Below are 8498 nucleotides of genomic sequence, written 5' to 3' on the forward strand. Positions count from 1 at the left end.
CTACTCGCCGGAGGCGGCGGCTCCGACCTTTTCGGCGTGGGCGGTGGTGAGCAGCTCCCAGGCGTGGGCGCGGCCGGTTTCGGTATCGCCCATGCCCGCGAGCATGCGGGCGAGTTCCACCACGCGTTCGTCCTGGGTGAGGGCCTTGACGCCGGATTTGACGGCCTTACCGTCGTCGAGCTTGTCGACCACCAGGTGGGTGTCGGCGAAGGCGGCCACCTGCGGGAGGTGGGTCACCACGATGACCTGGTGGGTGCGGGCCAAACGGGCCAGGCGGCGGCCGATTTCGATGGCGGCGCGACCGCCGACGCCCGCGTCGACCTCGTCGAAGACCATGGTGGTACCGTGCTCCGAGCTGGCCAGCACCACTTCCAGGGCGAGCATGATGCGGGAGAGCTCACCGCCGGAGGCGCTCTTGCTCAGCGGCAGCGGGTGGGCCCCGGAGTGGGCGGCGAGGCGGAATTCGACCTCGTCGACACCGGTGGAACCGGCGTGCAGCTCCTTGCCGTCGATCATCAGCGGGGCCGAATCCTGAACGCCCGCAAGGACGGGACCGACACCGACCTCGAGCCGCGCACGACCCATTGCCAGACCGCCCAGTTCCGCGCTCACGGCGGCGGCGAGCTTGCCCGCGGCCTTGGTGCGCGCCGCGGTCAGCTTGGTGGCCGCCTCGCGCACCTTGGCGGCGGCGGCCTCCACGTCGGCGGCCAGCGCGGCCAGCGCCTCCTCCGACACGTCCAGCGAGGCCAGCCGGGTGCGAGCCTCATCGGCCCACTTGATCACGCCGTCGATATCGGGCGCGTACTTGCGGGTCAGCGTCTTCAACTCGGCCTGGCGGGTCAGCATGGACTCCAGCGCGCCCGGATCCGACGGCAGGTCCGACAGATACGAGCTGAGTTCGGTGGTCAGATCCACGATCACCGAGATCGCCTCGCCCAGGCGGGGACCCAGCTCGGACAGCTTCGGATCGTCGGAAGCCTCGATGCGGGCGCGCGCGGTGCCCAGCAGGTCCAGGGCACCGGCATCCGCACCCGGCGAGTCGGCGGGCCCGGCCAGCGCGTCGTGCGCGGTGGACGCCGCCTCGCGCAGCGAATCCAGGTCCGAGAGCCGACGCACCTCGTGCACGAGATGCTCGTCCTCACCGGGTTCCGGTGCGATGGCGTCGATTTCGGCCAGCGACTGGGTCAAATGGTCGGCCTCGAGCGCCAATTCGCGGCTGCGCGCGGTCCTTTCGAGCAGCTGATTGCGCTTGTCCAGCCAGGTGCGCCGCGCCTTCTGATACTTGGCCAGCAGCGGAGCCACGGTGTCGGCGGCGAATTGGTCCAGCGCGTGCAGCTGCTGATCGGGCCGCTGCAACCGCAGCTGATCGTTCTGCCCGTGCACGGTGAGCAGCGGTGTCGTGAAATCCGAGAGCACCGAGGCGGGCACCGACCGGCCGCCCAGGTGCGCGCGCGAGCGGCCATCGCTGCCGACGGTGCGCACCGCGATAATGCTGCCGTCGTCATCGCGTTCGGCCCCCGAGGATTCCAGCACCTCCTCGACCTCGCCGAGCGCGCCGTCGTGCACCTCGTCCATGGTGAAGCGGCCCTCGACCACCGCCCGCGACGCACCCAGGCGGACCCGTCCGGCGTCGGCGCGCGCACCGCTGAGCAGGTGCAGGCTGGTCACCACCATGGTCTTGCCCGCACCGGTCTCACCGGTCAAAACGGTTAAACCCTCATGGAATTGCGCGGTGGCGGTGGAAATAACGCCAAGCCCGTCAATCCTGATCTCTGTCAGCACTCGTGCTCTCCATCCGCTGTCGGCCTCTCCAGCCTGTCACGGGCAACTGGAATTTGCGCACCATCCGATCGGCGAACGGCGCGGAATCGAGCCGAACCCACCGCACCGGTTCGGTCCCGCGGACCGTTTCGACCCGGCCGCCCCGCGGCAGTGCGAGGGTGCGTCGGCCGTCGAGGAAAACTATCGCATCGTGGCCCGTCGCAACGGTTTCCACCGCGATCCGCGAATCCGGGCTGGTCACCAGGGGTCGCGCGAACAGGGCGTGGGCATTGGACGGAATCACCAGCAGCGCTTCGAGTTCCGGCCACACCACCGGCCCGCCCGCCGAGAAGGCGTAGGCGGTGGATCCGGTGGGAGTGGCGATCAGCACACCGTCGCAGCCGAAGGAGGACACCGGGCGGCCGTCCACCTCGAGCACCACCTCGAGAACGCCCATGCGCGCGGCATTCTCGATACTGGCCTCATTGAGCGCCCAGCCGCGCTCCACGATCTGGTCGTCGACGCGCACGGTGACATCGATCGTCATCCGCTCTTCGACGGTATAGTCACGCCGCACCACCTGCGAGAGCGCCTCGTCCAGGTGATCGGCCTCGGCCTCGGTGAGAAAACCGATGCGGCCCATATTGATTCCCAGCACCGGCACCCGGGCGATGCGCGCGAGCTCCGCGGCCCGCAGGAACGTGCCGTCGCCGCCGAGCGCGAGCACCATCTCGGTACCGGCCGCGGCGTCCGGATTGTGTGCCATGACCCGCACCGGGTAGCCGTCGGCCACGCCGTCGTCGTCCACATCGAATCGGGTGCTGTACGCCTCGTCCTCGAGCACCCGCAAGCCGATCCCGGCCCCGCACAGGATCTTCGCCACGCGGTGCGCGGTATCGGTGATCTCCGGCCGTCCCGGATGCGCGACCAGCAGCACTTCCCTGGCCGGGCTAGCCGCGTTCACTGTGGACCCTCCTGCACCGCACGATCGATCAGCGCCGCGACGCGTGCGGCCTCTTCTGCATCGTATGCGCCCGCACCGACGTCCGCGCCGTCACCGATCGCGACAGCCGCCGAGTCCCCGGCCTCCGCGCCGGTTTTCTCCGGTACGGATTCCTTGCGCAGCCAGAGGAAGTATTCGACATTGCCCGACGGCCCGGGCAGTGGGCTGGCCGTCACACCGTGGGTCCGAAGTCCGAGTTTCGCTGCCGCGGCGGCGACTTCGCGCACCGCCTCGGCACGCAGGGCCGGATCCCGCACCACGCCACCGGCTCCCACCCGATCCTTGCCGACCTCGAACTGCGGCTTCACCATGGGCAGCAGATCCGCCCCGGGCGCGGCACAGGCGGCCAGCGCGGGCAGCACCAGCGCCAGGGAGATGAACGACAGGTCGGTGACCACCAATTCGACTGTGCCGCCGATGAGTTCGGGCGTCAGCTGGCGGACGTTGGTGCGGTCGTGCACGTGGACGCGGTCGTCGTTCTGGAGTCGCCAGATGAGCTGGCCGTAGCCGACATCGGCGGCCACCACCTCCTTGGCGCCGCGTGCGAGCAGCACATCGGTGAAGCCACCGGTCGACGCCCCGGCATCGAGGCAGCGCTTGCCCGACACCGACACGCCCTGCGGCTCGAACGCCTCCAGTGCGCCGAGCAGCTTGTGCGCGCCGCGCGAGGCCCACTGCACCTCGTCGGGTTCCTCCCGCACCAGCAGGGGCGTGCCCGCCTCGACGCCGGTCGCCGGTTTGGTGGCAACCGATCCATTGATCAGGACGCGGCCCGCGGCGATCAGCTCGGTCGCGTGTTCCCGCGACCGCGCCAATCCGCGACGAACCAGTTCCGCGTCCACCCGTGCGCGCCTGGCCACCTCAGATCTTGTCCACCGTGGCCAGGGCCTGCACGAGCACCTCGTGCGCCTGCTCGAGAATCTTGGCCCGCCGCACGATATCGGTGCCCTCGGAGTGCACGCTCGGCGCGCCCGGGAAGCCGGGATTCGGTGCGCCCGCCGACAATTCGGCCAACAGCGCATCGACATCCGCCTTGACCCGCTCCGGGTCGGCGAACTCCTGATTCGCGGCCGCCAGATGCTGCCCGGGCAGCGGCATACCGGGACGCGGGCCCGGCGTTGCTGCGGTGTGTCCCGGCATGGCCGAAGCATGTCCCGGTGTGGGGATCTGCGGGTGAGGGGTGGGCATAGTCATCGTGGCGACAACGCTACCCGAACTCGCATTCGAACACACGTACCCCGCCGCATCCCGATCCCGTCCCCGACCGGCCACGCCCGTCATGCCCGAATGCGCCCGCCCGCATCGCCCACACCGGCTTGTCCGCGTGACACGAAAACCCTTCGCACCCGGCTGACAGTATTGAGCGAATGGACAGCGACTTCGAGAAACTGATCCACGAGGCCGACGCCGCGTCGGTCGACGGCTGGGACTTCTCCTGGCTCGACGGACGCGCCACCGAGCAACGACCGTCGTGGGGATACCAGAAACTGCAGGCCCGCCGACTCGCCACCGCCCGTGCCGGGCTCGATATCCAAACCGGCGGCGGTGAAGTCCTGGCCGAGGCCGACGTCTTCCCGCCGACCATGGTCGCCACCGAATCCTGGCCGCCGAATCTGGACAAAGCGACCCGACTCCTGCACCCGCGCGGCGTGGTCGTCGTCTCGGATCCGGACGAACCGCCACTCCCGTTCGGCGATGCGGCCTTCGACCTGGTGACCAGCCGCCATCCGGCGACCATCTGGTGGACCGAGATCGCCCGCGTTCTCCAGCCGGGCGGCACGTACTTCGCCCAGCACGTCGGACCGGCCAGCGTCTTCGAGCTGGTGGAGTACTTTCTCGGCCCGCAGCCCGCGGCCCGCACCGCACGCGATCCGGCCACCGAGGCCGCCGCGGCCCGGGCCGCCGGGCTGGAGATCGTGCAATCCCGCCCCGAGCGTCTTCGAATGGAGTTCAACGACATCGGCGCGGTCGTGTACTTCCTGCGCAAGGTCATCTGGATGGTCCCCGGCTTCACCGTCGAGGCCTACCGCGACCGCCTCTACGGCCTGCACCGGCAGATCGTCGATGCGGGCCCGTTCGTCGCCCATTCCGCGCGGACCTTGGTCGAGGCGCGAAAGCCGCTGTGAGACTTCACACCTCGACCGCGAAGTGATGGGAGGTGATGGCGAAGCGATTGCGCATGTAGAGCCGGTGCGCGGGGGCCCGGTTGGCGTTCACGCCCGAATCCAGATGCACCGCTTCGCATCCCAGTCGTTTCGCCTCGTCCTTCACCCACCCGATCAGCGCGTCGCCGTAGCCGCGGCCTCGCGCTCGCGGCAGCGTGCTCAGATCGTCGACGTAGATGTGCCGACCCCAGGCCGAGGTGAACGACTCCCGGAAACCCATGACCGACAGGGCCTCGTCGGCGCTTCCGTCGAAGACCCCCATCAGCCGATAGCCCAGCGGGCGCAGGCGCGTGTCGATGATGTCGACGATCGCGTCCGTTGTCTCCCAGCGCGGCCGTAGCTCCAGCATGGCCCGCGCACCGAGCTTGGTTGCTCCCGCACCGATCTCTCTGATCTCACCCATGGGACCGACGATATTGACTCGGGTGGACTTCCCCGATAGCCAATGGACGGGAATTTCAGAAGCCCACTTTGCCCACTGGGATGGCGCGACCCGGGAAGGCCCGCAAGCGCTCGGTGAGCGCGTCGGCGAGGTCCGCGCCCGCCGGGATCGGATCGGCGTCGGCCACCGGATGATTCAGCGCCGACAAGTCCTCGGCGATGTAGGTCGGGAGACGATCGGTGGCTTGGGTTCGCAGGTCCTCGAGGGTGCTCACGCCGGTCAGAACCATCAGCGATTCGAGACCCGTGGCGGCCGCGCCGTCGATATCGGTGTCGAGACGGTCACCGACCACCAGGGCGTCACGGGTGCCCGCCCGTTCGAGGGCGTCCTCCATGAGCGGGGAGTAGGGCTTGCCCGCCACGACCGGTTCGAGACCCGACGCCTGCCGCAGCGCCGCGACCATGGAGCCGTTGCCGGGAGCCAGGCCGCGTTCGGTGGGGAGGGTGGCGTCGGTATTGGCGGCCACCCAGAGCGCGCCGGAGCGCAGTGCGTAGGCCGCCTCGGCCAGGTCGGCCCAGGCGGTCTGCGGGGAGTGGCCCTGGATCACCGCCGCCGGAGTCACGCCGTCGTAGCGGCGGACCGCTTGCAGGCCAACGTTTTCCACCTCGGCCATCAGATCGTCGGTGCCCACCACCAGCACGGTGGAACCGGGCGCGACCCGGTGGGCGAGCAGGCGGGCGGCCGCCTGCGCGCTGGTGACCACCTCGTCCTCGGTGGCGTCGAAGCCCAGCTCGCGCAGGTGCATCGCCACACCGTTGGCCGAGCGGCTGGCGTTATTGGTGACGTACATCAGTCGCTGGTCGGGGGCACCGGCGTGCAGTGCCTCCGACGCGCCCGGAATCGGCTCGTGGCCGCGGAACAGGGTTCCGTCCAGATCCAATAGCAGTGCCTCGAACCGGTCGCGCAATCGCATGCCGCCGCCTTACTCAGTTTTCGGTGTCGCCGTCGGACTTCGTGGTCGCCTCGTCGGATTCTTCCGCGTCCGCCGCGTCCCCGGCGTCCTCCTCGTCGAAAGCCGCGGTCCAATCCGCGCCGTCACCCTCGCCCGACAGTTCGGCCGCGCGCTCCTCGGCGTCGGTCTCGCCGTCGAGGTCCGCGGAGGCGGAGTTCATGAACCAGGTGAGCGCCTCGTCCGCGCGCCCGGCGGCCAACAGGGCCTCGGCATAGGCGTAGAACAGGCGGGCCGCGGCGGAACCCGTACGGGACGGGTCGAGTTCGGCGGTCTGCAGGGTGACCACGGCCTGATCGAACTGGCCCAGATCCATGCGCGCACCCGCGACCACGATTCGCAGCTCGGTGGCCTCGTCGCCCTGGAGCGCACGCGCCTCATCGCTGCGACCCAGCTCGATGGCGCGCTCGGGACGGCCCAGGCCGCGCTCGCAGTCGGCCATGACGGCCAGCAGGCCCGAGCCGCCGGACATGCGGCGCGCGGTCCGCAGCTCGGACAGCGCCTCGGCCCACTCACCCGCGTGATAGGCGGCGACACCGGCGGTTTCGCGAACCACCGCGATGCGACCGGCCCGCTGCCGGGCCGCGCGGGCGTGCGCCAGCGCCAGCTCGGGATCCTCGTCCAGCAGCTGCGCGACCATCACCAGGTGCCGGGCCACGGACTCGGCATTGCCCTTGTCCAGGCTCAGCAGGTCGCGGCGCACGGCGGGCTCGAGATCCGAGGCCTGCACATCATCGGGGAGCACCGGCTCATCGGGGCGACCCGAACGCCGCTCACCCGGTTTGCCGCCGCCGACCCGCGCGCCCTCGCCACCCCGGCGACGCTCACCGCGATCCTCGAACGACCGCTCGCCCGAACGCTTCTCGGCACGCTCGAAATCCCGATCGTCCCGATTCTCGCGATTGCCACGACGGTCCTCGCCGGAACCATTGCGGCCGAAGCTCTTCCGCTCGCCACCACGGTCGCGGTCGAATCCCCGTCCGCCACCACGGTTTTCGCCACCCCGAGTGAAACCACCGTCGCGGCCGCCGTCACGGTTGTAGCCACCCTCACGACGCTCACCGCCACGATTGAAGCTGCCCTCGCGACGCTCCCCGCGATCGAACCCGCCTTCACGGCGCTCGCCACCGCGGTTGAAACCGCCCTCACGACGGTCACCGCCGCCGCGGTTGAAACCGCCCTCGCGACGATCGCCACCGCCACGGTTGAAGCCACCTTCGCGACGGTCGCCACCACCACGATTGAAGCCACCTTCGCGGCGATCGCTTCCGCCGCGGTTGTACCCGCCCTCACGGCGTTCACCACGGTCGAATCCGCCTTCACGACGCTCGCCACCGCGGCTGAAGCCACCCTCGCGACGGTCACCGCCGCCGCGGTTGAAACCGCCCTCGCGGCGATCGCTTCCGCCGCGGTTGTACCCGCCCTCACGGCGTTCACCACGGTCGAATCCGCCTTCACGGCGCTCGCCACCGCGGTTGAAGCCGCCGCGCTCATTGTCGCGTCCACGGTTGTTGCCGCCGTCGCGGTTGAAGCCGCCCTCACGGCCGCCGCCGTCGCGATCCCGACGCGGGCCGCCGCCGTAGGTGCGGCCCTGGTCGCGGCGTTCGCCTTCATCGCGCCGTTGGTAGCCGCCCTGTCCGGTTCCACCGCTGTTGCGGCGGAAGGGTTTGCGGTCGTCGTTCTGCTCCGCCACGGTGATCCCTCTCTGTTCTTGTAGCCTGCGGTACCCGGCCACGGCGCTGGAGCGCGTGAGGAGGGCCGGTGGATCGGATCCACCACCCCAAATTCAATCACGCCGCCCCAGCCGCTCACGCGGCAGCGGGTCGTTAAACGCCGAAAGGGGACCCAGTGTTGGGTCCCCTTTCGCGAAGGATGTTCCGGCGGTGTCCTACTCTCCCACACCCTGTCGAGTGCAGTACCATCGGCGCAGGTGGCCTTAGCTTCCGGGTTCGGAATGGGACCGGGCGTTTCCCCACCGCTATAGCCGCCGTAACTCTATGAAACTATCCACACCCGCGTTCCGCGGGGAAAGGGAGATGCGAGGGCCTTGCCCTCGAACACCCATTCCCAACAGACGGGGTCTGTGTGTTGTTTCAGATACTGCACAGTGGACGCGTAGCTTCTTTGTTGGTAAGTCCTCGGCCTATTAGTACCAGTCACCTACACCCGTTACCGGGC

General features: G+C 69.6%; 7 protein-coding genes, 1 rRNA gene and 1 pseudogene. 1 reads left to right on the plus strand and 8 read right to left on the minus strand.

Annotation, left to right across the window (positions count from 1 at the left end):
- Genes recN through VMT40_RS31320 form a run of 4 tightly spaced genes read right to left on the minus strand, consistent with a single transcriptional unit; the run spans nucleotide 1 to nucleotide 3904 of the window.
- Entirely contained in the window at nucleotides 1–1782 is a 1782-nt protein-coding gene (recN, locus tag VMT40_RS31305; protein ID WP_326362747.1) for a DNA repair protein RecN, read from the minus strand.
- Nucleotides 1760–2725 (minus strand): NAD kinase, encoded by a 966-nt coding sequence (locus VMT40_RS31310; protein ID WP_326362748.1) that lies wholly within the window; start codon nucleotides 2723–2725, stop codon nucleotides 1760–1762. The genes recN and VMT40_RS31310 overlap by 23 nt, the downstream gene beginning before the upstream one ends.
- Nucleotides 2722–3624: a TlyA family RNA methyltransferase gene (locus VMT40_RS31315; RefSeq protein WP_326362749.1), complete on the minus strand. Its 903-nt coding sequence runs from the start codon at nucleotides 3622–3624 to the stop codon at nucleotides 2722–2724. Before VMT40_RS31315 ends, VMT40_RS31310 begins: the two co-directional genes overlap by 4 nt.
- Nucleotide 3625: 1 nt before the next feature.
- A complete protein-coding gene (locus VMT40_RS31320) occupies nucleotides 3626–3904 on the minus strand; it encodes a hypothetical protein (RefSeq protein WP_326362750.1) in 279 nt (92 codons plus the stop codon).
- Nucleotides 3905–4131: 227 nt separating this feature from the next.
- On the opposite strand from VMT40_RS31320, the gene VMT40_RS31325 reads away from it, so the two are divergent.
- Nucleotides 4132–4890: a class I SAM-dependent methyltransferase gene (locus VMT40_RS31325; protein ID WP_326362751.1), complete on the plus strand. Its 759-nt coding sequence runs from the start codon at nucleotides 4132–4134 to the stop codon at nucleotides 4888–4890.
- A 4-nt stretch (nucleotides 4891–4894) separates the two neighbouring features.
- On the opposite strand, the gene VMT40_RS31330 is transcribed toward VMT40_RS31325, so the two are convergent.
- The 4 genes and pseudogenes from VMT40_RS31330 to rrf all read right to left on the minus strand — a co-directional run bounded on the left by VMT40_RS31330 (nucleotide 4895) and on the right by rrf (nucleotide 8312).
- Complete coding sequence (locus tag VMT40_RS31330) at nucleotides 4895–5332, minus strand: GNAT family N-acetyltransferase (protein WP_326362753.1); 438 nt, start codon at nucleotides 5330–5332, stop codon at nucleotides 4895–4897.
- A 55-nt stretch (nucleotides 5333–5387) separates the two neighbouring features.
- Nucleotides 5388–6284 carry an HAD-IIA family hydrolase gene (locus VMT40_RS31335; RefSeq protein WP_326362755.1) on the minus strand — a complete coding sequence of 299 codons (897 nt, stop codon included), beginning with the start codon at nucleotides 6282–6284 and terminating at the stop codon, nucleotides 5388–5390.
- A gap of 127 nt (nucleotides 6285–6411) precedes the next feature.
- Nucleotides 6412–7359, minus strand: a pseudogene (locus VMT40_RS31340) (hypothetical protein); the annotation flags it as partial.
- Between the two features lie 836 nt (nucleotides 7360–8195).
- A 5S ribosomal RNA gene (rrf, locus tag VMT40_RS31345) occupies nucleotides 8196–8312 on the minus strand.
- Between the last annotated feature and the right edge of the window lie 186 nt (nucleotides 8313–8498).

Source organism: Nocardia sp. CDC160 (genome assembly GCF_035818795.1).
Taxonomy (GTDB): domain Bacteria; phylum Actinomycetota; class Actinomycetes; order Mycobacteriales; family Mycobacteriaceae; genus Nocardia.